This is a genomic window from Paenibacillus sp. FSL R5-0378, assembly GCF_038009285.1.
Taxonomy (GTDB): domain Bacteria; phylum Bacillota; class Bacilli; order Paenibacillales; family Paenibacillaceae; genus Paenibacillus_AQ; species Paenibacillus_AQ favisporus.
On record NZ_JBBPAY010000001.1, the window covers coordinates 2,308,901 to 2,330,330 of the forward strand.

Annotated in this window: 21 protein-coding genes and 1 tRNA gene; 19 read left to right on the forward strand and 3 right to left on the reverse strand. The window is 53.3% G+C overall.

Features of this window, described 5'->3' with window-relative positions:
* Positions 1 to 95 precede the first annotated feature (95 nt).
* From MKY74_RS10860 to MKY74_RS10890, 7 genes are all read left to right on the forward strand, one after another.
* Entirely contained in the window at positions 96 to 605 is a 510-nt protein-coding gene (locus MKY74_RS10860; protein WP_076170467.1) for an acyl-CoA thioesterase, read from the forward strand.
* Entirely contained in the window at positions 602 to 1,003 is a 402-nt protein-coding gene (locus MKY74_RS10865; protein ID WP_076170466.1) for an FxsA family protein, read from the forward strand. Before MKY74_RS10860 ends, MKY74_RS10865 begins: the two co-directional genes overlap by 4 nt.
* A gap of 339 nt (positions 1,004 to 1,342) precedes the next feature.
* On the forward strand, positions 1,343 to 2,458 hold the full coding sequence (gene citZ / locus MKY74_RS10870) for a citrate synthase (RefSeq protein WP_076170465.1): 1,116 nt from the start codon (positions 1,343 to 1,345) through the stop codon (positions 2,456 to 2,458).
* Between the two features lie 124 nt (positions 2,459 to 2,582).
* Positions 2,583 to 3,875 (forward strand): NADP-dependent isocitrate dehydrogenase, encoded by a 1,293-nt coding sequence (gene icd, locus MKY74_RS10875; protein WP_076170464.1) that lies wholly within the window; start codon positions 2,583 to 2,585, stop codon positions 3,873 to 3,875.
* 15 nt (positions 3,876 to 3,890) lie between these two features.
* Complete coding sequence (gene mdh, locus MKY74_RS10880; protein WP_076170463.1) at positions 3,891 to 4,832, forward strand: malate dehydrogenase; 942 nt, start codon at positions 3,891 to 3,893, stop codon at positions 4,830 to 4,832.
* Between the two features lie 135 nt (positions 4,833 to 4,967).
* Positions 4,968 to 5,393, forward strand: a complete 426-nt coding sequence (locus MKY74_RS10885; protein ID WP_076170462.1) for a hypothetical protein — start codon at positions 4,968 to 4,970, stop codon at positions 5,391 to 5,393.
* 234 nt (positions 5,394 to 5,627) lie between these two features.
* The gene (locus tag MKY74_RS10890; RefSeq protein WP_076170461.1) at positions 5,628 to 6,503 is read left to right on the forward strand and encodes an SDR family oxidoreductase; all 876 of its coding nucleotides are present in this window, start codon (positions 5,628 to 5,630) and stop codon (positions 6,501 to 6,503) included.
* Between the two features lie 179 nt (positions 6,504 to 6,682).
* Here the strand turns inward: MKY74_RS10890 and yfbR are convergent, their stop codons facing one another.
* Positions 6,683 to 7,342 (reverse strand): 5'-deoxynucleotidase, encoded by a 660-nt coding sequence (yfbR, locus tag MKY74_RS10895; RefSeq protein WP_076170460.1) that lies wholly within the window; start codon positions 7,340 to 7,342, stop codon positions 6,683 to 6,685.
* Positions 7,343 to 7,586: 244 nt separating this feature from the next.
* On the opposite strand from yfbR, the gene pnpS reads away from it, so the two are divergent.
* The 10 genes from pnpS (at position 7,587) to MKY74_RS10945 (ending at position 19,139) form a co-directional block, all read left to right on the forward strand.
* Positions 7,587 to 9,392: a two-component system histidine kinase PnpS gene (pnpS, locus tag MKY74_RS10900; protein WP_076170459.1), complete on the forward strand. Its 1,806-nt coding sequence runs from the start codon at positions 7,587 to 7,589 to the stop codon at positions 9,390 to 9,392.
* A 164-nt stretch (positions 9,393 to 9,556) separates the two neighbouring features.
* Positions 9,557 to 10,291 (forward strand): response regulator transcription factor, encoded by a 735-nt coding sequence (locus tag MKY74_RS10905; RefSeq protein WP_076170458.1) that lies wholly within the window; start codon positions 9,557 to 9,559, stop codon positions 10,289 to 10,291.
* Positions 10,292 to 10,446: 155 nt separating this feature from the next.
* On the forward strand, positions 10,447 to 11,637 hold the full coding sequence (locus MKY74_RS10910; protein WP_167372874.1) for a methyl-accepting chemotaxis protein: 1,191 nt from the start codon (positions 10,447 to 10,449) through the stop codon (positions 11,635 to 11,637).
* Between the two features lie 145 nt (positions 11,638 to 11,782).
* The gene (gene pstB, locus MKY74_RS10915; protein WP_076170457.1) at positions 11,783 to 12,538 is read left to right on the forward strand and encodes a phosphate ABC transporter ATP-binding protein PstB; all 756 of its coding nucleotides are present in this window, start codon (positions 11,783 to 11,785) and stop codon (positions 12,536 to 12,538) included.
* Between the two features lie 49 nt (positions 12,539 to 12,587).
* On the forward strand, positions 12,588 to 13,247 hold the full coding sequence (gene phoU / locus MKY74_RS10920; protein WP_076170456.1) for a phosphate signaling complex protein PhoU: 660 nt from the start codon (positions 12,588 to 12,590) through the stop codon (positions 13,245 to 13,247).
* Between the two features lie 179 nt (positions 13,248 to 13,426).
* Complete coding sequence (gene polA / locus MKY74_RS10925; RefSeq protein ID WP_076170455.1) at positions 13,427 to 16,093, forward strand: DNA polymerase I; 2,667 nt, start codon at positions 13,427 to 13,429, stop codon at positions 16,091 to 16,093.
* Between the two features lie 129 nt (positions 16,094 to 16,222).
* Complete coding sequence (mutM, locus tag MKY74_RS10930) at positions 16,223 to 17,056, forward strand: DNA-formamidopyrimidine glycosylase (RefSeq protein ID WP_076170454.1); 834 nt, start codon at positions 16,223 to 16,225, stop codon at positions 17,054 to 17,056.
* A gap of 141 nt (positions 17,057 to 17,197) precedes the next feature.
* Complete coding sequence (locus tag MKY74_RS10935) at positions 17,198 to 17,968, forward strand: manganese efflux pump (protein ID WP_076170453.1); 771 nt, start codon at positions 17,198 to 17,200, stop codon at positions 17,966 to 17,968.
* Positions 17,969 to 17,982: 14 nt separating this feature from the next.
* A complete protein-coding gene (coaE, locus tag MKY74_RS10940; RefSeq protein ID WP_076170452.1) occupies positions 17,983 to 18,579 on the forward strand; it encodes a dephospho-CoA kinase in 597 nt (198 codons plus the stop codon).
* The gene (locus MKY74_RS10945) at positions 18,576 to 19,139 is read left to right on the forward strand and encodes a lytic transglycosylase domain-containing protein (RefSeq protein ID WP_076170451.1); all 564 of its coding nucleotides are present in this window, start codon (positions 18,576 to 18,578) and stop codon (positions 19,137 to 19,139) included. Before coaE ends, MKY74_RS10945 begins: the two co-directional genes overlap by 4 nt.
* Before the next feature lie 91 nt (positions 19,140 to 19,230).
* Here the strand turns inward: MKY74_RS10945 and MKY74_RS10950 are convergent, their stop codons facing one another.
* Positions 19,231 to 19,449: an alpha/beta-type small acid-soluble spore protein gene (locus MKY74_RS10950; RefSeq protein WP_076170450.1), complete on the reverse strand. Its 219-nt coding sequence runs from the start codon at positions 19,447 to 19,449 to the stop codon at positions 19,231 to 19,233.
* Positions 19,450 to 19,663: 214 nt separating this feature from the next.
* Here MKY74_RS10950 and nrdR point away from each other — a divergent pair, with 214 nt between their 5' ends.
* Positions 19,664 to 20,131, forward strand: a complete 468-nt coding sequence (gene nrdR, locus MKY74_RS10955; RefSeq protein WP_076170449.1) for a transcriptional regulator NrdR — start codon at positions 19,664 to 19,666, stop codon at positions 20,129 to 20,131.
* Between the two features lie 224 nt (positions 20,132 to 20,355).
* A tRNA-Ala gene (locus MKY74_RS10960) sits at positions 20,356 to 20,428 on the forward strand.
* Positions 20,429 to 20,479: 51 nt separating this feature from the next.
* Here the strand turns inward: MKY74_RS10960 and MKY74_RS10965 are convergent.
* Positions 20,480 to 21,358 carry an AraC family transcriptional regulator gene (locus MKY74_RS10965; RefSeq protein ID WP_076170448.1) on the reverse strand — a complete coding sequence of 293 codons (879 nt, stop codon included), beginning with the start codon at positions 21,356 to 21,358 and terminating at the stop codon, positions 20,480 to 20,482.
* Positions 21,359 to 21,430: the final 72 nt, after the last annotated feature.

Here is a 21,430-nt window from a genome sequence, read left to right on the forward strand (position 1 = left end):
TTTTGCTGATACCGGGCAAATTTCAGAAGCAGGCATCCCTTATGTTATACTAAATTGAAGGACATTAATTACAGCAAGAAAGGGAACAGTGGAGGATGGGAAAAGATAACGGCATTCAGCTCAGCCGCTGGTTTACGACGTCACTCCGGGTACGCTATCAGGAAAGCGACAAAATGGCTGTCGTCTACCATGCGAATTATTTAAACTGGTTTGAAATCGGCCGGACCGAAATGATCCGCGAATTGGGCATTACTTACCGCAGTATGGAGGATGAGGGCTTGTTTCTGCCCGTCACGGAGCTTGACATGAAGTTTGTGCAGCCGGCGCGCTATGACGACATGATTACGATTTTTACGAGAATGACGCGGTTCACCAAACTGCGGATTGACTATATCTATGAAATCCGAAGACGATCCGAACAGGAGCAGGCGACGTTTGCCGGCAGCGGGTATAAGATCGGCGAAGAACTGCCTGGAGAAGTGCTCGTCACGGGTTCGACGCAGCATGTGTGGCTGAACCGGGACTGGCAGCCCGTAAGGCTCGACAAGCACTCGCCTGCGCTGTATACGGCCCTGTCCAAGTCGATTACAGGAGGAGAGGCATGACCGCGTTCAGAAAATGGCTGCTGGCCCTGATCATTATCGTTCCGGTGGTCGAAATATTCGGCTTCGAATGGGTGGCTACCCGGGTAGGAGCGGCCAATACGCTGCTGCTGACCATCGTCACATCCGGAATCGGCATGCTGATGATGCGCTTTGAGGGGCGCAAGGTGCTGGAGGATTCGCGGGCCAAAATGAATTCAGGCCAGGTTCCCGGCCGGAGCATGGTGGATGGCTTATGCGTGTTTATCGGAGGGATGCTGCTTGTCCTTCCTGGCTTTGTGACGGACCTGATCGGGTTTACGATGGTATTTCCGCTGACTCGGCCCTTGTACCGCTATGTCATTTTGAAGTGGATCGAGCGGAAGATGAAAGATGGAAACATTAAGATTTACCGCCGTTAGCGGCAGGAAGAGCATACCTGATAAAAAATTGTTTATTCGGCTGATAAAACAATTTGATGTTTCCTGTCACCTTGTAATTGTTCACATAGACGTCAAAATACTTTATGATAATATATGGTTCCATTACTTGGCGATTGGTGTCAGGTAGAGTAGCGGACAACGGTTTTGCGGGATCCGAACAGGAGAGTACAGCCCGCCCGGTTCCGCGTTAACGGCATTATGGCACGGCCTGTCTGCTGTGGATTGCGTCGATGGACGTTTTTCTTTTCAGTAAAATGTAACTGTTTTCACGGTTCATGCATGTTGTTAAAATTCCGTTATACGAAGGAGAGATGTACGATGACAGCTACCAAAGGTCTGGAAGGAATTGTTGCCGCAGCTTCTTCCATCAGCTCGATTGTCGACGGTGTGCTCACATACCGCGGTTATAACATTGATGACCTGGCAGCGAACGCGAGCTTCGAAGAAGTGGCTTTCCTGCTCTGGTTCGGAAAACTGCCGAATCAGGACGAATTGAGTCGTCTTCAGCAGGACCTCAGCGACTATGCCGCAATTCCGGATGCTTTGATCGAACAAATGAAATTGTACCCTAAAGATATGAGCACGATGGCAGCTCTCCGTTCCGCCGTATCGGCCCTGGCGCTGTACGATGCGGAAGCCGACGATATGAGCCGTGAAGCCAATGAGCGCAAGGCGATCCGTCTTCAGGCGCAGCTCCCTACGATTATTGCGGCCATGGCCCGTCTCCGCAAAGGCCAGGAGCCTGTCGCACCGAAAGCAGGCTTGTCGGTTGCCGAAAACTTCCTGTATATGCTCAGAGGTGAAACACCTGAAGAGACTTCGGTGAAGGCTCTCGACCAGGCGCTCGTGCTGCATGCCGACCATGAGCTGAACGCTTCGACGTTTGCTGCGCGCGTAACCGTGGCGACGCTTTCGGACATCTACTCCGGCGTTACATCGGCGATCGGCGCTCTGAAAGGCCCACTGCACGGCGGTGCCAACGAAGCGGTCATGAAGATGCTGAACGAAATCGGAAGCATCGACAAAGTTGAGCCTTACATTCAAGAGAAGCTCGACAATAAAGACAAAATTATGGGCTTCGGCCATCGCGTTTACAAAAACGGGGATCCCCGCGCCAAGCATCTGCAGAAGATGTCCCGCGAGCTGGGTGAAATGAAAGGGGATACAAGCCTGTACGAAATGTCCGTCAAAGTGGAGGACATCGTGACTGCCCAGAAGGGACTGAAGCCGAATGTGGACTTCTACTCCGCTTCCGTATATACTCAGCTTGGCATCGAGCAGGAGCTCTTCACGCCGATCTTTGCGATCAGCCGCGTGTCGGGATGGACGGCGCACATTCTGGAACAATATGAAAACAACCGCATCATCCGTCCGCGTGCCGAATATGTCGGCCAAACGGATCAAAAATATGTTCCGATTGAGCAGCGTTCTTAAGGTATAATAGAAAAAGGGGGAACACCGTGAACGATCAACCCGGGCACGGGCGGTTCCCTCTGGCTTTGTGCTTGTCCCGGCAGAAATCTGATGCCCGACGAAAACTATAAGGAGGAATTTATTCATGAAACTCGAGAAATTTGCACTCCCTACCGAAGGTGAAAAGATTGAAATAACGAACGGCAAGCTGCAGGTTCCGAACAATCCAGTTATTCCGTTCATCGAAGGCGACGGCACCGGCCGCGACATTTGGAGAGCTTCCAAGCGCGTTTTGGATGCGGCTGTTGAGAAAGCTTACAACGGCGAGAAAAAAATCGCTTGGTATGAAGTATTTGCCGGCGAAAAAGCCTACAATACATACGGGGAGTGGCTGCCGAACGATACGCTCGAAGCTATCCGCGAGTACATTGTAGCAATCAAAGGACCTTTGACTACGCCGATCGGCGGCGGTATCCGCTCCCTGAACGTGGCCCTGCGCCAAGAGCTCGACCTGTACGTTTGCCTGCGTCCTGTGCGCTACTTCAACGGCGTGCCATCTCCGGTTAAGCATCCTGAGCTGGTCGACATGGTCATCTTCCGCGAGAATACGGAAGACATCTATGCAGGTATCGAGTACAAGGAAGGCTCGGAGGAAGTGAAGAAGGTCATCAAATTCCTCCAGGAAGAAATGGGCGTTAACAAAATCCGTTTCCCTGAAACTTCCGGTATCGGAATCAAGCCGGTATCTTCCGAAGGCTCCAAGCGTCTCGTTCGCGCTGCAGTAGAATACGCCATCAAGCACGGCCGTAAGAGCGTGACGCTCGTTCACAAAGGCAACATCATGAAATTCACCGAAGGCGCCTTCAAAAACTGGGGTTACGAAGTGGCTGAACAGGAGTTTGGCGATAAAGTGTTCACTTGGGCACAATATGACATCATCAAGGAAAAAGACGGCGTAGACGCTGCGAATGCCGCTCAAAAAGCCGCTGAAGCCGAAGGCAAAATCATCATCAAGGATGCGATTGCCGACATCGCTCTCCAGCAGGTGCTGACTCGTCCGACGGACTTCGACGTGATTGCAACCCTGAACCTGAACGGTGACTATCTGTCCGACGCCCTTGCTGCACAAATCGGCGGTATCGGTATCGCTCCAGGGGCGAACATCAACTATGTGACAGGACACGCGATCTTTGAAGCAACGCACGGAACAGCTCCGAAATACGCGGACAAAGACGTTGTGAACCCGGGTTCGGTTATCCTGTCCGGCGTTATGCTGCTTGAGCACCTGGGATGGCAGGAAGCGGCTGATCTGATCTACAAAGGCATGGAAACGTCGATTAACAATAAGACGGTAACTTACGATTTCGCCCGTCTGATGGAAGGCGCGACGGAAGTTAAATGCTCCGAGTTTGCTGACGAAGTTATCAAAAACATGTAGGGGAGAGATCCGATCATGGCCTTGACTCGTAAAAAGATTACCGTTGTGGGTGCCGGTTTTACCGGTGCCACGACGGCGCTGATGCTCGCGCAAAAGGAACTTGGCAACGTGGTGCTGCTGGATATTCCTCAACTGGAGAACCCAACCAAGGGCAAGGCGCTGGACATGCTGGAAGCGAGTCCTGTTCAAGGCTTTGACAGTCAGATCATCGGTACCTCGAATTACGATGATGCGGCTGGCTCCGACATCGTGATCATTACGGCCGGCGTTGCCCGCAAACCGGGCATGAGCCGTGACGACCTCGTGAACACCAATGCAGGCATCGTTAAATCGGTCTGCGATAACGTAAAACGCGTTGCGCCGGAATCGATCGTGATCATCCTGAGCAATCCGGTGGACGCCATGACGCATGTCGCTTACAAGACGCTCGGTTTCCCTAAAAACCGTGTGATCGGCCAATCCGGCGTTCTTGACACGGCCCGCTACTGCACGTTTATCGCGCAGGAGCTGAACGTCTCCGTCGAGGATGTGCGCGGCTTTGTGCTTGGCGGCCATGGCGACGACATGGTGCCTCTCGTGCGGTATTCCAGCGTCGGCGGTATTCCGATCGACACGCTGATATCGCCGGAGCGCATTCAGGAGATTGTGCAGCGCACCCGCGTCGGCGGCGGCGAAATCGTCAACCTGCTCGGCAACGGCAGTGCGTATTACGCCCCGGCTGCCTCATTGGTGCAAATGGCGGAAGCCATCATCAAGGACAAGAAACGGATTATACCGGTCATCGCGCGCCTTGACGGCGAATACGGCTACCATGACATTTTCCTAGGCGTACCGACGATTCTAGGCGGCAGCGGCATCGAGAAAGTTTTCGAGCTGGAGCTGACGGCCGAAGAAAAAGCGGCGCTGGATCAATCGGCCGATTCGGTCCGCAATGTCATCGCTGTAGTGAATGTATAAGCGGGACCATTCGTGTCCAAACTTTGAACAAGAAAACCTCTAATGTGTGACAACCATGGAGGTTTTCTTTTCTTTTCAAAGGTTTATAAGTATAATGAATGTTATGGAAACACAAGCACGCGGGGAGGAAATGGAATGACCACTGTGATGTTTTTCGTACATATTTTGGGAGCGTTGGCTCTCGGATTCTATCTGGTTCTGCCATTCGTTGTAGGTAAAGTGGCCGGTTTGTCACTCCCTGCTCAGGAAGGCAGCGCGGCAGCCATCCGCAGCCTCAATACGTTTGCTCAAGTAGGCCTTGTTATCCAGCTGCTGACAGGCGGCTATCTGATGAGCCAAGGCGACTATTCCGTGCCGTGGATGATCATTATTGTCATCCTGCTGCTGGCGCTCGGCGCAATCAGCGGAATCATGGGCAAGCCGCTCCGGCTGGCGATCAAGGGCATTCAGGAAAAAAGGGATATTTCCGTAGAAATGGGAAAAATCCGTACGCTCAGCGCCCTGCTGGCGATTTGCCTGCTGATTATGACCTTCTTCATGGTCTACAACCACATTATTTAAGTAATAGGTTCTAACGTTTGAAGATGACTCCGCATTGCGGGGTCATCTTTTTTTGACAAAAATGATCCATGGACTGCTTTTTCTTGAATGGAGAGCGGTCTTCTACTGTTTAACTCCGGGAGCGATGTGGTAAGTATCAACGGTAGAGAATAATCCATCCGTCATATGCCATCCTAATACGGAATGTGATGGCATGTGCACCGATGAAACCCATCCGTGAAAGGAGAATGAATGATGTCAGGAAATTCGCAATCGCAATCTAAACAGACTTTGCCTCCTCAGCATCAGAATCATCAGCCGGGGACGGAATCGGAAATGAACCCTCTACCGAAATACGAGCCCAAGGATTACAAAGCCGCGGGCAAGCTGCAGGGCAAAAAGGCGATCATCACCGGCGGCGACAGCGGAATCGGCCGTGCGGTGGCCGTAGCTTTCGCTAAAGAAGGTGCCGATATCGCGATCGTATACCTGAATGAGCACGGGGACGCCGAAGAAACGAAGCGCCAGATCGAGCAGGAAGGACGCAAATGCCTGCTGATCCCTGGCGATATCGGAGACGAGTCCTTCTGCAAAAACGCCGTAAACCAGTCAGTACAGGAGCTGGGCGGACTGGATATTCTAATTAACAACGCGGCGGAACAGCATCCGCAGCAGAAAATTGAGGACATTACGAAGGAGCAGCTCGAAAAGACGTTCCGTACGAACATTTTCGGCATGTTCTTTATGACTAAGATGGCGATGCCGTATCTGAAGAATGGCAGCGCGATCGTCAACACGGCCTCTATTACGGCCTATAAAGGCAACCCGACGCTGATCGATTACTCTTCGACGAAGGGCGCAATCGTCAGCTTCACGCGCGCGCTGTCCATGAACGTAGTGGAGAAGGGCATCCGCGTGAACGCGGTCGCTCCGGGGCCGATCTGGACCCCGCTCATTCCGTCCACGTTCGATGCCCAGCAGGTAAGCCAGTTTGGCGCGTCGCAGCCGATGAAGCGTCCGGGTCAGCCGGAAGAGCTGGCGCCGGCCTATGTCTATCTGGCATCGGATGACTCGTCCTATGTCAGCGGACAGGTGATCCACGTGAACGGCGGCGAAGTCGTAAACGGCTAAGCCGAGCGGAACGTTAAAAAAGGGCGGCGACGCCTTGTAACGTCTGGCATTCGCAGCCCATATTTGGATCGGTTGTTACCCAAAGGGATTGACTTCAAGCATTCCTTGAACAAAAGGTTGTACCCGGAAAAAGAAACTCCGGGTACAACCTTTTTTGGTGGTGGCGTCAGAGGGCCGCTTCATTCCGGACTGCTACCGTGATTTCCATCGTCGGCAGTGTCGGCTGGATTACTGCCGCCTTCATCGTCGGCGGACAGCTCATCCAGCGACATTTCGAAGCTCGGCGCCATATTTTCCAGGAAATAATCCGCCTCGGCGAGCTTCATCTGGCGGATCTTCGCCAGTGTCTGCTCCTTGGCGGCGGCGAATTCCCGGTTGCCTGCAGCAACCTCGCGCGTGCACTTCAGGTACGCGTCCAGCCGGTCGGCGGCTTTGACATAGCGCAGCAGCTCGGACTCCTGTTCATCCACCGTATCCGGATGAAGGAGGGGGCAATAGACCGCTTGCAGCTCCGGAGGCACCATGCCGGCGAGGCGCTCCGCGGCGATCTGCTCCATCTCGCGGAAGCTTCCGAGGAGCCGCGGGTTGTTATGCTTCACCGGCGTGGCGATGTCGCCGGTGAACACCTCCGCCGCGTCGTGAAACAAGGCGAGGGAAGCGGCACGGTCCGCGTTGAGCCGGCGCCCGAAGAAGACGTTGCCGATATGGCAGAGCATATGTGCGAGCAGAGCGACGTGATAGGAGTGCTCCGCCACGTTTTCCGGCGAGGTGCTGCGCATCAGGCTCCAGCGCTGGATATACTGCAGACGGTACATGTAAGCTGAAAAATGATAGTTCAACGTTCGGTTCTCCTTTCGAAGCTGGATAGATTGAACCTAAAGTTTAGCGCTGAAATTCCTGTTAACGGACCATCAGAGGACTTTAATTTCATTTCTTTTGTTCAATCTATCTGGATAGATATTATTATATCCGGGAAGAGGCACCCCGGAACAGGGCTGTCCATTTTCCACTGGTCAAAGGGCAGAATTCACGTTAGGATTAGGAATAGAAAAAGAGGAAACTTGAGGATAAAGGAAGGGACCCATGAAACCTTTTCGGATCAGATTGACGCTGATTCTTATGGTGATGATCGGCGTATCTATGCTTGGGGCAGGCATTACGATGGCCCAGGTGTTCAAGAAATCGCATATTACAGGACTTGAAGAGAATATGGTCCGCGAAATAAAGCTGCTCAGCACCACATTTGATTTTGTACCGATGCAGGGGGCGGATGCGGTCAGCTATTATACCGGCGAAGCCGGGAAGCTCGGCAAGCTGACGGAAGCGCGGGTGACCTTTATTAAAAGGGACGGCACCGTGGTCGGCGATTCGGAGAGCAATCCGCTGGAAATGGACAACCATAGCAAGCGGGAGGAGATTGTGACGGCTTCGAAAGAAGGGGTGGGGCACGCCATCCGTTACAGCGATACGCTCCGTCAGAATATGCTGTATGTGGCGGTGCCGGTGACTTCCGGCGCGAATTTCGATGGCTTCATCCGGCTGTCGGTCAGCCTGAAATCCGTCGATGAGGGTGTCCGGAACGGCTGGATGGTCATGGCTGTCGGCCTTATCATCTTGTTCGCCGTGGCAGCCTTGATCAGCTACCGTATCGCATCCGGGATGACGTCGCCGCTGGAGAAAATCACCCGGGTGGCCAGACGCATTTCGCAGCAGGATTACGACGCTCGCGTCGACCTGCGCAGAAAGGACGAAATCGGCCTTCTGGGCAAGGCGATCAACGGGATGGCCGACAGCCTGCAGACACAGCTGAAAACGATCCAGGACAATGAGGGTTTGCTGCAGAGCGTGCTCGACAATATGACCGGAGGCATTCTGCTTGTGGATGCCGAAGGGAAGATCGCGCTGGTGAATCCGGCCGCCCAGAACATGCTGAGCGTGAGTGCCCAACAAATTACCGGCCGCTCTTATGATGAACTGAAGCAGTACTACGAACTGACGAAGCTGATCAAGGAAGGCATCTCCGAGCGCATCGAAATCCACGAAGAGCGGAAGGTCTACATTCCGCAGGAAACGATCCTCCGCATGGACGGGGTTCCGATGTTCCGGGAACAAAACGGCAAAGAGTTCAGCGGCATGCTGTTTCTGCTGCAGGACGTTACCGCGATCCGCAGGCTGGAGAATATGCGCAGCGAGTTTGTGGCCAATGTGTCCCATGAGCTCAAGACGCCGGTGGCGGCGGTCAAGGGCTTTGCCGAAACCCTGCTGAACGGCGGCGTCCATGACGAGAAAACGGCCAAGTCGTTTCTGCAGATCATTTTCGATGAGAGCGAGCGGCTGAACCGTTTGATCAGCGATATATTGGATTTGTCCAAAATCGAATCCAAGCAGTCGCCGATGGATTACGCTCCCGTCGACGTGTCCACGTTCTTTGGGACGATGATGGAGACGCTCGGCACGGTCGCCAAGAAAAAAAGGATCACGCTGCAGACGGACATTCCCGATGAATTGTTTATCGAAGCGGATGAGGACAAGCTGCGGCAGATTTTTATCAATCTGCTCTCAAATGCGATCAGCTATACCCAGGATGGCGGCAGAGTCGAGCTGTCCGTGCGCGATCAGCAGGACGCCGACGGGAACGAACAAGTCGTATTCGCCGTTTCCGATACAGGCATCGGCATTCCGAAGAAGGACCTGCCGCGGATCTTCGAACGCTTTTACCGGGTGGATAAGGCAAGATCGAGAAGCTCGGGAGGAACCGGGCTGGGGCTTTCGATCGTGAAGCATCTCGTTGAACTCCACCACGGAGCGATTTCCGTGGAAAGCGAGCTAGGCATCGGCACCACGTTTACCGTTAAGCTTCCGATGCTTCAGGAGCAGGACGGTGTGTAAACGGGGGAATTGGAATATTCCCCCTTTTCGTTAGAGACAATAGGCTTATCTTTGGAAAAAGGTAAACATCATGTATTCTTTTACACAGCGTTAACAATCAGATGATAAGATGTTGCTTGTCAGCATTCATTCATTTGATACAAGAAACAGGGGGACCGGTGAATATGACTCAACGATTGTTGGTAATCGAGGATGAGCCGACGCTCGCCAGATTGCTTTCGTACAACTTGACGCAGGAAGGCTACGATGTCACGATTGAAGACCACGGCACGTCCGGGTACGAGCGGGCCGCCCATGAGCCTTACGACCTCATTATTTTGGATTTGATGCTGCCGGGAATGAATGGATTTGACATTTTGAGCAAACTCCGCAGCAAGGGAATGGAGACGCCGGTGATTATTTTGACGGCCAAAAACGCGGAGGAAGAGGTCGTGCAGGGCCTTAAGCTGGGCGCCGACGACTACATTACGAAACCGTTCGGGGTTTCGGAGCTGCTGGCGCGCGTAAGCACCGTGCTCCGTAGAGTTTCCGGTCCCGGAGAGGAAGCGGCGGCCGTTCCGGAATCGCCTACCTCGGCCATCACGCTCGGACAGCTGGAAATTTATCCGGAGAAATACGAGGTGATGCTGGGCAGTACCAGCATTAATCTGCGGCCGAAGGAATTTGAAGTGCTGCTGTACCTCGCCCGCAAACCCGGCGTTGTCCTGACCCGGGATGATTTGATGAACGCGGTGTGGGGCTTTGATTACATCGGGGGTCAGCGGACGGTGGATGTGCATGTCAGTTCCCTGCGTAAGAAGCTGGAACTCGACCCCGAATCCGTTCATATCGATTCCATCCGCGGCGTTGGCTATAAGCTGGTCGTCAATAAAAAAAGAAGCTCTCATCCTGTGGAATAAAAGGAGGGAGCTTCTTTTTTTGTATGCATTAGACCTAAGGAACTAGTTCTTTGATCATAGGTTTACATACAATTTACATTGTCCGCATATTCTCTTAACGCTCGGGAGGTATGATGCGGCTAAAGACTAGAGAGCCGAAGAGGGGGAGGGCCATATTGTCCACACTGTACGCCGATCTGGAACAAAGCATTCGTGCAAATGGAAACCGAGCTCAAGAAGGTAACGCCTCCGCACAAGGCCATACTGAAGCAAGCACGCAAGGGGGAAGAGATTCCGGGGATCGCCCCACGCCGGCGGAATACTGCCGGATGGTTCCGCTGCTGGACGCTCAGACGAGCTGCCGTGAAGTTCTGGAGCTGATCAAGGAGCAGCCGGATCTTCCCTGCGTGGTCATCGGAGGAAAAGAGGGCGAGCCGTATGGGCTGGTCATGCGGGACACCTTTTACCGGAGGCTGACCGGCCGGTTCGGTGCTGATCTGTATTTTGCCCGTCCGGTGGAGAGATTTGCAGATATGCAGCCCCTGATTGCCGACATTGGAGCCGATCCCGGACTGCTGATTCAGCAGGCGCTGGACCGTCCCGAATCCCAATTTTATGACTGCGTCATTTTGACGGATCACGGGCAGCTGGCAGGCGTATTGACGGTCCTGGATTTGATGATCATGTCGGGCCTGCTTCAGACGGGGGCTGAGCAGCGGCGCAGGCAGACGGTAGCGGAGAGCTTCAGGCATGTCACCGGGATGGAGGAATCGCTGCAGAAGGTAGCGGAGGCAGCGAACGCCACGCTGATAGAATGCCGCCGGATGAAAGAATGGTCGCTGAACGGACGCAGCAAGCTGGATGAGGTCAGCCAGTCCTATTCTAATGTGGTGGAACGGATGAACGAGAATCAGCAGCAGGTGGCCCGGCTGATCCAGGATGTCGACACGATCTCGGCATTAACCCGGACCATTTCGGAGCTGGCAGATAAAAGCAATCTGCTGGCCATGAACGCATCGATCGAGGCGGCGCATGCCGGTGAGCACGGACGCGGCTTTCAGGTCGTCGCTGCTGAAGTCAGATCGCTCGCAGGACAGACGCGTCAGCTGGCGGCGGATATTTCCGGACTGCTTGGAAGCATCAGCCGGCTGGCGAAGGAAACGGGGGCTTTAACCACGGCCGGAGTGGGCGAAATCACGGCAAGCGCGGAGCTGTTAGGCGAACGAAGCCGAATGTTCGGGGAGCTGGAAAAGGCGGTCGAGCACGTGGAGGGGAGCGGTGAAACCGTCAACCGGTTGGCGGGAGATACGGCCATGCGGGCCGCCGTCATCAGGCAGGAACTGGAAAAGGGAAGTTCTTTTGCTTAATATTGGATCTGCTAGTTTACACATTTTACATTGCGTTTACAATTGTGGGACACAGCATTTACATAACGGCATTACTATAGATAGGTGCCATATAGATGAACTGAACTTCATAGACCCTTTTTGAAAAAAGGAGAAGCGATTGTAAATGGAAGATATTATCGATATTGAGCAGTTGAACTTGTACTACGAGCAGTTTCATGCGCTTAAAAATATAGACCTGGACATTCCCGAGAAAACGATTACTGCCTTTATCGGCCCTTCCGGATGCGGCAAGTCGACCCTGCTGCGGACGCTGAACCGGATGAATGACATGATCACAGGCACGCATATCGAAGGCTCCGTCAAGATCGGCGGCAAAGATATTTACGGCAATGACGTGCACGTGGAAGCTCTTCGCAAGCAGGTGGGCATGGTGTTCCAGCAGCCGAATCCGTTCCCCAAATCGATTTACGACAATATTGCCTACGGCCCCCGTCTGCACGGCACGCGCGATAAGAAGGTGCTCGACGAAATTGTGGAGCAGAGCCTGCGCCAGGCTGCGCTGTGGGAAGAAGTTAAGGATTACTTGAAGCGTTCGGCCCTCAGCCTCTCGGGCGGACAGCAGCAGCGCTTGTGCATTGCCAGAGCATTGGCGGTTCAGCCGGACATTCTTCTGATGGATGAGGCGACCTCTGCGCTCGATCCGATTTCGACACTAAAGATTGAGGAATTGGTACAGGAGCTCAAGGAGACCTATACCATCGTTATGGTTACTCACAATATGCATCAAGCTGCCCGGATTTCCGGCCGCACGGTATTTTTCCTGAACGGGGAAGTCGTCGAAGCCGACGATACCAAGGAGTTGTTTACCAACCCGCGGGACTCCCGTACCGAAGATTATATTTCCGGGCGTTTCGGGTAACCGGCAGCAAGATGAGCATTAAATATATCCTAGGGGGAACAGGGCAGCGATGATTCGGAGAAAAGAGTTGGATCAGGATTTAGAGGTACTGCGCTCGTTGCTTCGCCAGATGGGCGCGCATGTGGTTCATGCTTTGGAAGAGGCGGTTATCAGCCTGAAAACGCTCGATGCGGTGAAGGCACAGCAAATCGTCAAGGATGACGCCAAGCTGAACGCGATGGAAGAGGAAATCATGGACATCGGCTCTCGCCTGATCGTCACCCAGCAGCCGGTAGCCAAGGATTTGCGGAGAATTCTCGTAGCCTTTAAAATTTCGAGCGACCTTGAGCGCATGGGAGACCTTGCCCTGGACGTTGCCAAGGTGACGCTGCGGCTGCAGGGGCAGGAGCTGATCAAGCCGCTGATCGACATTCCGCAAATGGCTGATCTGGTGCAAGTGATGATCGAGGAGTCTATTACGTCTTACTTGGACGAAAATACCGACCTTGCTTATAAAATGGCCAAGGACGACGATCAGGTGGACCAATTCTACAGCCGGATCATCACAGAATTGTACGGCTATATCGCCTCGAATCCCGAAACGCTGTCGCAAGCGATGCTGCTCACACTGGTTGCCCGGTACATCGAGCGGATCGCCGATCACGCCACGAATATCGGGGAGAGCACGGTGTATCTCGTCACCGGCCGGCGTCCTGATTTGAATCAATAACATCATCATATATGAGATCAAGGAGCTGACCCGCACAGGCGGGAAGCTCCTTTTTTGTCGTCAAGGAATTGACAGAAATTACGCTTAGAAGATTTGCGGCAAAACGGCCTTATTTTTTCTCGAAAAGGGGCGTGTATGGTATCATAAATGAAGGACGTTTGATAAAGGGAAGGTGCCCAATGAACAAGCTGATTTTGATAGATGGAAACAGTATTATTTACCGCGCATTTTTCGCAATGCCCCCGCTGACGAACACCAAGGGTCTGCATACGAATGCTGTGTACGGATTTACGAATATGCTTCTGCGTTTGATCGAAGACCATAAGCCGACGCACATGATGGTTGCGTTTGACGCCGGAAAAACGACGTTCCGCCACGAAGGTTACCAGGAATACAAGGGAGGAAGGGAAAAGACGCCGCCGGAGCTGTCGGAACAGTTCCCGCTGCTCAAGGAGCTGCTGCAGAGCTTTGGCATCGCCCAATATGAGCTGAGCGGTTACGAGGCGGACGATATCATCGGGACCGTCTCCCGCATCGCCGAGGAGGAAGGGCAGCAAATTCTCGTCGTGACCGGGGACAAGGATATGCTGCAGCTAGCTTCGGACCATGTTCAGGTGGGCCTGACACGCAAAGGGGTAACGGAAATCGAAACCTACGCACCTGAGCAAATCAAGGAGCGTTACGGACTGACCCCGCTTCAAATTATTGACCTGAAGGGCCTCATGGGGGACCCCTCGGATAACATCCCGGGAATTCCGGGCGTCGGCGAGAAAACAGCGCTCAAGCTGCTGCACCAATTTGGATCGGTCGAGGAAGTGCTGGCCAATACGGCCGAGCTGAAGGGGAAGATGAAGGAAAAGATCGAAACCCATTCCGATGATGCGGTCCTCAGCAAGAAGCTGGCGACCATTTACCGCGAGGTGCCGCTGGACAAGTCGTTTAACGAGATGGTATTCCCGGGTCTGAAGGAAGAAACGGCAGGGCCTGCGCTCGCCAAGCTGGAATTCAAATCGCTGCTGGAGCGGTTGTCCTTCCATGCGGACGGTAACACGCACTCGGAAGAAGAGCAGGCCAAGGCTGCCGAACGGGAGATCGAGGTCACCGTCGTTGACGGCGAAAATGCGGACGAGCTGATCGGTGCACTGGACGCCGTGCAGCTTATTCATGTCGAGACCAGCGGAGAGAACCCGCATCACGCCGACGTGATCGGAGTCATGTTCTCCGCCGAGCCGAAGCATTACTACGTTCCGTTCGAGCGAATGAACGAGTCTTGGGCGGAGCCGCTGCGGACGTGGCTGGGGAACCCGGATGTTCCGAAACGGGGATATGACCTGCACCGCACGGATCTGGCGCTTTACTGGAAGGGAATCGCGTTTGCCGGGGCGTCGTTTGACGTGCAGCTGGCCGCGTATTTGCTCGATCCGACGGAAGCCAACCAGAATGTCAACGCGCTTGCATCCAAATACGGCCTGCCGGTGCTGGCGGCGGATGAGGACGTATTCGGCAAGGGCGCGAAATACAAGGTGCCGGAGCTGGACGTGCTGAGCGGGCATCTGGCCCGGAAGAGCGCCGCGCTGCTGGAGATCATTCCGCTTCAGGAGAAGGAGCTTGCGGACAATGAGATGAGCTCGCTGTTCCATGACCTGGAGATGCCGCTGTCGCGGATTTTGGCGGACATGGAGAAGCAGGGCATCGCGGTCAACAAGGATGATTTGAAGGCGCTCGGAACGGAATTCGAGTCCCAGATCAAGTCGCTGGTCGAGCAGATTTATGAAATTGCGGGCACCGAGTTCAACCTCAACTCGCCGAAGCAGCTGGGAGAGATTCTGTTCGTCAAACTGGGTCTGCCTGTCGTGAAAAAGACCAAAACCGGCTATTCCACCGACGCCGAAGTGCTGGAGAAATTGGCACCGTATCACGATGTCGTACGCCTGATTTTGCAGTACCGGACCATCGCCAAGCTTCAGTCGACGTATGTGGAAGGCCTGCTGAAGGAAATTTCGGAGGAAACGGGCAAGGTGCATACGTATTACCGCCAGACGATTGCGGCTACAGGTCGTCTCAGCAGCCAGTTCCCGAACCTGCAGAACATTCCGATCCGCCTGGAAGAAGGACGGAAAATCCGCAAGGTGTTCGTGCCATCCGAACCGGGCTGGTACATTCTGGCCGCCGACTACTCGCAGATCGAGCTGCGGGTGCTGGCCCATATTTCAGGGGATGAAGGCCTGAAGGAAGCCTTCCTGCACGATATGGACATCCATACGAAGACGGCCATGGACGTGTTCGGTGTTAAAGCCGAAGACGTTGACGCCAATATGCGCCGGTCCGCCAAAGCGGTTAACTTCGGCATCGTGTACGGCATCAGCGACTATGGCCTGTCCCAGAACCTGAACATTACCCGGAAGGAAGCGGCCCAATTTATCGATCAATACTTCGACGCCTTCCAGGGCGTTCGCAAATATATGGACGATATCGTCAGAGACGCCAAGCGCGACGGTTATGTCACCACGCTGCTGGAGCGCAGACGTTATTTGCCGGAAATCAATGCGAGCAACTTCAATCTGCGTTCCTTCGCCGAGCGGACGGCGATGAACACGCCGATCCAGGGCACTGCCGCCGATATCATCAAACTGGCTATGGTTCAGATGGATGCGGCGCTGGCCAAAGAGAAGCTGAAGAGCCGCATGCTGCTTCAGGTGCATGACGAATTGGTATTCGAAGTCCCTGAGGAAGAGCTGGAGCTCATGAAAAAATTGGTGCCGGAGACGATGGAGCATGCGCTGGCCCTGTCCGTACCGCTCAAGGCCGAAGTGAGCTACGGAGTCAATTGGTACGAGGCGAAATAAAGGGCTCCGTAAGCGCCCGTAATTCAGATTTTTACGGGAGCTCCGCGAAGTACTCGGAGCAGGCTTCGAAGAAAAGCGCCACTTTGTGGGGTTGTCTTACGCTATAATAGAGGTTGAGGTGAAGTCATCATGCCGGAATTGCCGGAAGTCGAAACAGTCAAAAGAACACTCAATCAGCTCGTGAAGGGAAAGACGATTGACCGCGTTAGTGTCCATTTGGCGCGGATCATTCAGCGCCCCGATGATATAGATCAGTTTGCGTGGATGCTGGCCGGACACACCATTGAAGGCGTGGAGCGGCGCGGCAAATTTTTGCGGATCCTGCTGGACGGGCTTGTGCTCGTCTCCCATTTGCGGATGGAGGGACGATACGGGGTATACCAGAGCAGCGATCCGGTGGAAAAGCATACGCATGTCATTTTCCACTTTACCGACGGCACCGAGCTGCGGTACAAGGATGTGCGGCAGTTCGGAACGATGCATTTGTTCCAGCCCGGAGAGGAATTCCAGCTCCCCCCGCTCTCCAAGCTGGGATTGGAACCGCTGGATTCGGCGTTTACGCTGGAGCGTTTCAAAGAAACGCTGAAGGGGAAGAAGACCAAAATCAAGGCAGTCCTGCTCAACCAGGCATATATCGTCGGCATCGGGAATATTTATGTGGATGAGTCGCTGTTTCGGGCGGGCATTCACCCCGAGCAGCCGGCTGATACGTTGACGGATGGACAACTTAAAGCGCTCCATCAGGCGATTGTAGCCACGCTTGCCGAGTCGGTTGAGGTGGGGGGATCGTCCATCAAGTCTTATGTCAATGGACAAGGTGAGATGGGCATGTTCCAGCACCAGCTGAAGATTTACGGCCGGCAGAACCAGCCGTGTGTAAATTGCGGCACCGCCGTGGAGAAAACGGTCGTTGGCGGGCGCGGAACCCATTTCTGCCCGTCCTGCCAAACCTTGAAATCGTAACAATTCGAACTGGGCGTGCACCCCTTTTTTGTACCCTCCATATACTGAGGTAGAGATATCTTATGAAGCGGGGCTTCCGAATGCCTGATCCATACTACAGGCTTTTTCGGGGCACCGCTTCTGTCACAGGGAGGGAACGGGGTGCTCAGTCATGTTCTTGCACTGCTGCTGCTTGCGTTAGCATTAAGTTTGGACAGTTTTGGTGTCGGCATTACATACGGCCTTCGTCAAATGAGGATTTCGCCGTTATCGATAGCGATTATTTCTTTGTGCTCCGGGGTCATCATCTATGTGTCCATGCAGGTGGGCGTGCTGCTGGCCCAATTCGTATCCCCTTCGATCGCCTCCATCATTGGAGCCGTCATCCTGATTATTATGGGCTCGTGGTCGCTGGTACAGATGTGGATCCAGAAGGAGAAAAGCGGGGAAGGCAAAGAAGTCTTGGAAGCCAAAGACGCAGAGCTCGCCAAGCAGGCTAAAGACGCCCAAACCAGCGGGATGGAGGGGCTAGGCTTGCAAAGCTCCGGCGGAGAAGGTACACTGGACCCTGCCCAGCATGAAGCACCAGAACAGACGGTGTTTTCACTGGAAATCCGGAAGCTGGGCGTCGTGATCCGCATTTTGCGGACGCCGTCTTCTGCGGATATGGATAAGTCGGGCAGCATCTCCGGATGGGAGGCCATGTGGCTTGGCATCGCCTTGTCCCTGGATGCGTTCGGCGCGGGTCTAGGTGCGGCATTGCTCGGCTTTTCGCCGCTGCTGACCGCCTTCGTGATCGCTCTCTTCAGCGGCACCTTTTTGGTCGTCGGAATGAAGACGGGTCTGCGCTTTGCGTCCCGAACGTGGATGCGCCGGTTTACGGTGCTGCCGGCAATATTATTAATTGTAATGGGAATAATGAAGCTGTTATGAGGTGAGTTAAGGATATGAACATCGGGTTAACCGGAGGAATAGCGACAGGAAAAAGTACCGTATCCGCCCTCTTAGTCAGCAAGGGGGCGCTGCTTGTTGACGCCGACGTCATCGCCCGGGAAGTCATGCTCCCGGGTCATCCGGTTTTGGCGGCGGCCGTCGAGCATTTTGGACAAGCCATCCTCCTTCCGGACGGAACGCTGGACCGCAGACGCCTGGGGGATATCGTGTTTCACGATCCGGGCGAGCGCAAAGCTCTGAACGATATTACGCATCCTGCGATCCGTCAGGAGATCCGGGAGCAGATGCACACCTTTGAACAGGAGCACCCGGACCGCCTGGTAGTGGTGGACATCCCGCTCCTGTTTGAATCGGGTCTGGAAGCGATGTTTGAGCAGGTCCTGCTGGTCTATGCCCCGTTTGAGGTTCAGGTGGAACGCCTGATGGAGAGGAATCGGCTGACGAAGGATGAAGCGGTCGCGCGGATTCGTTCCCAAATGGATATCGAAGAGAAGAAGAAGCGGGCCGACGTTGTGATCGACAACAGTGGACAACCTTCCGAGACGGAGCGCCAAGTGGATGAATTTTGGAACCGGAAGGGCCTGCTATGAAGTTTTTACGCAAAAAAAGAGTGCTTCTTCTGTTGTTCTTAGGATTTGTCGTCATCCTGTTTTTTAATACGAACTGGATGTCGTGGTTTTACCCGATTCATTATAAAGAGAACATTCGCGAGCAGGCTGAGCGTTATGACGTCGACCCGTTTCTGGTGGCTTCAATTATCCGGGTGGAATCCAATTACAAGCTGGGCAAGGAGTCCAAGAAGGGGGCTCTCGGCCTGATGCAGTTAATGCCGGATACGGCCAATTGGGCGATGGAAAAGGCCAAGCTTCCGGAGGTGACGCTGGACCATATTAAGCATGAGCCGGAGGCCAGCATCGAAATCGGCACCTGGTATCTCAAAACGCTGTCGGAGCAGTTTAAAGGAAACCGGATTGCCGTGATCGCCGCATACAACGCGGGGCCTGGTAAAGTGGACGGTTGGCTGAAAAGGGGCGTATGGGACGGGACCTACGACTCGGTCAAAAATATTCCCATCGGGGAAACCCGGCACTACGTCCAGCGGGTCATTTATTACTACAATCAGTACACGCGGATATACAGCGAGTTTTAAAGGGAGTACTGTTCTGTCGCTAAACATAACAAAAGAAGCATTGGAGAAGCTAGGTTAGCGTCTCCAACACTTCTTCGGGTATCAAACCGAATTAGAATTGACCAGCCAGTTGTTGTTCAGCCAGGGTCACCAAACGTTTAGTGATAAGTCCCCCGATCGAACCGTTCTCATATGCAGTCATGTTGCCTTGGTATCCGTCTTGTGGGATGCTGATACCCAGTTCTTGAGCGACTTCATATTTCAATTGGTTCAGGGCTGCGGTAGCTTTAGGTACTACCAGGTTGTTGGAGCTGTTGTTGTTGGAAGCCATTGTTGTTCACCTCCTCGCTGTTTGTAAATGTATTATGTCTCGAAGCTCAAAAGTTCATTACTCTTTTTGAAAAGTTTTTGTTGGAAATTTAATACATTTCGGTGAGGCGGCAAGTTAATCCCTGACGGGATAAGGGTTCGCGGTATTCGGACCCTGTGAATGTTCGTGATTTTGTTCTATATACACCGTGATTTGCAAAGGAAGGGAGTTTACCATGAAATGTCCGTACTGTGATTATGCCGGCACGAAAGTGCTGGACTCACGGCCCGCTAACGAAAATAAATCGATCCGCCGCAGGCGTGAGTGCGAGAAGTGCAGCCGGCGCTTTACCACGTTTGAGATGGTGGAGGAAACGCCGCTGATGGTCATCAAGAAGGATGGAAGCCGGGAAGAGTTCAGCCGGGATAAAATCCTCCGCGGCCTGATTCGTGCCTGCGAGAAGCGCCCGGTATCCGTGGAGCAGCTCGACATGATCGTCTCCGAGGTGGAGAAATCACTGCGCAACACCGCCGTGGCGGAGGTGGAGAGCCGGCAGATCGGCGAGCTGGTGATGGAGCAGCTGTATCCCGTGGATGAGGTGGCTTATGTCCGCTTTGCGTCGGTTTACCGCCAATTTAAAGATATCAACATGTTCATGAAAGAGCTGAAGGGGCTGCTGTCCAAAAATACGGTGGAAGACTAACCGTAAGGGAGCATGCTGCTTTGCCGGTCCGGCAACCATCTTAAAGAGCAAAAGGGCCTTCCAGGGCCTCTTTTGCTTTTGGCGGTGGTCATGTCATGAGAGCATAAGGCTGAACACTTGCATGAGCTCCAAAATCTTTTTTGATTTTTTTTGTTGACACATGCATAAATCTTTGATAAATTATAAGAGTCGCTGATACATAATAAATCAGTAGAAAATGATAAGGGGCCTTAGCTCAGCTGGGAGAGCGCATCGCTGGCAGCGATGAGGTCAGGGGTTCGATCCCCCTAGGCTCCATAGAAGAAAACCCTTGGGAATCAAGGGTTTTTTTGTTTGTTTTTTTTAATTTTAAGCCCTGGCCCACTTCTTCCGATACTGATGTGGCGTAATACCCATGCGCTGTTTGAACAATTTACAAAAATAAGAGCTGTTCGCTAAACCAATCTCCTCAGCAATGAGCGAGATTGGTTTTTTCGTGGTCGTTAACAGCAGAACGGATTGATGGACCCGGCGGGCCATGATGTACTCGGAGATGCTGATGCCTGTCGCCTCTTTGAAGAGATGCGATACATGATAGGGAGATAAATGCAGCGACTTGGCCATGTCGTCCAGCCGAAACGGTAACGTATAGTTGGCCTCGATCCATGTCAATATGTGCTCCACCTGATGATTTTGGCGAAGGGCCGGTTTCGGCAGCCCGGCTTCCGTCCGCTGATCCCATACGTGTTGGATCGAACGGTACAGCATGACGAGAAATAAAGAAAATTCCTCATATCTTTCCGCCTCTGAAAGCGCGGGTAATTGATTATCCAAGCTTTTGTAGACAGCGTCCAGGATGTGGAGCTCATCCCCGGTGTCATACAAGCACGGAACTGAGAGTTCCCCTAAATACAAGAATCGATAAAAGGTATGAAGCGAAGGCCATTTTTCAAAATAAGACTCAAACATCGTCGGTTCAAAGGTCACGAGAGAGCGTTCGAAGCATTGGCCTTCGTCGTATTCGAGCTTGAGATGATGAAGCTGATAAGGCTGAAAAATGCAGAGCATGCCCGGTTTGATGTCGTAGCGGTTGTTATTGACGATCATCGTCCCTTTCCCTTGATGGATCAACAATATTTCCACCCCGAGATGGGAGTGGAAGGTTTCCTTATGCTCATCGTTGACGCTTTTTCGTTTATAGGCAAAATGCAGGGGCACCTCGCTATAGTTACCCGCTACAAAAGACATGGCCGCTGCCTCCTTCTTCCCCCGTATGTACTCGCTTTCGAATGTATTCTATCGCAGAACCGCAATCTAGTG

What these genes read in the sequence shown, in the direction of transcription:
- MKY74_RS10860 (WP_076170467.1), top strand. Translation starts at nt 96, where the DNA reads ATGGGAAAAGATAACGGCATTCAGCTCAGCCGCTGGTTTACGACGTCA.
- MKY74_RS10865 (WP_076170466.1), top strand. Translation starts at nt 602, where the DNA reads ATGACCGCGTTCAGAAAATGGCTGCTGGCCCTGATCATTATCGTTCCG.
- citZ (WP_076170465.1), top strand. Translation starts at nt 1,343, where the DNA reads ATGACAGCTACCAAAGGTCTGGAAGGAATTGTTGCCGCAGCTTCTTCC.
- icd (WP_076170464.1), top strand. Translation starts at nt 2,583, where the DNA reads ATGAAACTCGAGAAATTTGCACTCCCTACCGAAGGTGAAAAGATTGAA.
- mdh (WP_076170463.1), top strand. Translation starts at nt 3,891, where the DNA reads ATGGCCTTGACTCGTAAAAAGATTACCGTTGTGGGTGCCGGTTTTACC.
- MKY74_RS10885 (WP_076170462.1), top strand. Translation starts at nt 4,968, where the DNA reads ATGACCACTGTGATGTTTTTCGTACATATTTTGGGAGCGTTGGCTCTC.
- MKY74_RS10890 (WP_076170461.1), top strand. Translation starts at nt 5,628, where the DNA reads ATGTCAGGAAATTCGCAATCGCAATCTAAACAGACTTTGCCTCCTCAG.
- pnpS (WP_076170459.1), top strand. Translation starts at nt 7,587, where the DNA reads ATGAAACCTTTTCGGATCAGATTGACGCTGATTCTTATGGTGATGATC.
- MKY74_RS10905 (WP_076170458.1), top strand. Translation starts at nt 9,557, where the DNA reads ATGACTCAACGATTGTTGGTAATCGAGGATGAGCCGACGCTCGCCAGA.
- pstB (WP_076170457.1), top strand. Translation starts at nt 11,783, where the DNA reads ATGGAAGATATTATCGATATTGAGCAGTTGAACTTGTACTACGAGCAG.
- phoU (WP_076170456.1), top strand. Translation starts at nt 12,588, where the DNA reads ATGATTCGGAGAAAAGAGTTGGATCAGGATTTAGAGGTACTGCGCTCG.
- polA (WP_076170455.1), top strand. Translation starts at nt 13,427, where the DNA reads ATGAACAAGCTGATTTTGATAGATGGAAACAGTATTATTTACCGCGCA.
- mutM (WP_076170454.1), top strand. Translation starts at nt 16,223, where the DNA reads ATGCCGGAATTGCCGGAAGTCGAAACAGTCAAAAGAACACTCAATCAG.
- coaE (WP_076170452.1), top strand. Translation starts at nt 17,983, where the DNA reads ATGAACATCGGGTTAACCGGAGGAATAGCGACAGGAAAAAGTACCGTA.
- MKY74_RS10945 (WP_076170451.1), top strand. Translation starts at nt 18,576, where the DNA reads ATGAAGTTTTTACGCAAAAAAAGAGTGCTTCTTCTGTTGTTCTTAGGA.
- MKY74_RS10950 (WP_076170450.1), bottom strand. Translation starts at nt 19,449, where the DNA reads ATGGCTTCCAACAACAACAGCTCCAACAACCTGGTAGTACCTAAAGCT.
- nrdR (WP_076170449.1), top strand. Translation starts at nt 19,664, where the DNA reads ATGAAATGTCCGTACTGTGATTATGCCGGCACGAAAGTGCTGGACTCA.
- MKY74_RS10965 (WP_076170448.1), bottom strand. Translation starts at nt 21,358, where the DNA reads ATGTCTTTTGTAGCGGGTAACTATAGCGAGGTGCCCCTGCATTTTGCC.